The organism is Legionella feeleii (assembly GCF_001467625.1).
GTDB lineage: Bacteria > Pseudomonadota > Gammaproteobacteria > Legionellales > Legionellaceae > Tatlockia > Tatlockia feeleii.
This window is the reverse complement of record NZ_LNYB01000087.1, coordinates 1-883: the sequence shown is the minus strand read 5'-3', so window position 1 is coordinate 883 and position 883 is coordinate 1. Positions and strand designations below refer to the sequence as shown.

Genomic DNA, 883 nt, shown 5'->3' with positions numbered 1-883 from the left:
CATACCACTTTATCGCATAATCAATGTCAATCTTCGCGTCAAATAACTTTAAACGCTCCGTCTGCTTCTTTAATAACTCCAACTGTTGTTTAGTCTTTTTCTTTATTAGCTCTAACTCGGTTTGTGTACTACCAGAAATGACAACTTCCTCTACCGGAGGAATACTCACTTCGTCTGTTGTTGTTTTACTATACATGGCGAATTTCCTTATTTAAAAAATGAAGGGGAGGGGGAACGGCCGCGTTTGTTTTCCTGCGCCTCTTCCAGTTGCTCCGTGAGGGTTTCTATGAGCTCGTTACAAGCTGCTACCTCGCTCGTTAACTCATCAATTTTTGAAGCAGCCTTCTTAAATTTAATTTCGCTTTCCTCAAGTTGAGCCACCACTCCTTTAATTTTCTTATCAAGAAGCCCAATTTTTACGTCTTTTTCTCTATTTTCCTTGGTAATCTCTAATAATTCCCCTTTCACCAATGAAAGCTCTGCCTTTGATGCCGCTGTTTGTTCTTTGGTTTCCACTAATTCCTTAGACGCCTCCTTTAATCGTGCATCCGATTCCGCCAGCTGGCGCTTTGCCTCTTCAAAAGCAACCTGCTTTTCATGCAGCTCTTTCTGCAAACGGTGAATCAGCTCCTCTTGCTCACGAGCGGCTTTTTCCAGCCCTTCCGATAAAGGCGTTAGTTCTTCAGCCTGCTGCTGAATCGATGCACTGTCAGTAACAACACCCTTAGCAAGCGCTTGAATTTCTCTCTGTTGCTGAACTACGCTCGTGTCAAGCTCCTCTTTCCGCTGCTGGATCCCTTTCACCACCTCATCTAAATGCTGCATCCGCTCTGACTCCTTTTCCTGTTTCTCTTTGGTTAAATTAATCAATAAATCAGTCTTG

Annotated in this window: 2 protein-coding genes; both read right to left on the bottom strand. The window is 43.3% G+C overall.

What is annotated here, in order from left to right; translation table 11 throughout:
* Positions 1–196: hypothetical protein (locus Lfee_RS17450; RefSeq protein WP_193786970.1), on the bottom strand; the 196-nt coding region annotated here is incomplete at its 3' end.
* 11 nt (positions 197–207) lie between these two features.
* A partial coding sequence (locus tag Lfee_RS17280) for a coiled-coil domain-containing protein (protein WP_082646686.1) occupies positions 208–883 on the bottom strand: 676 nt, incomplete at its 5' end.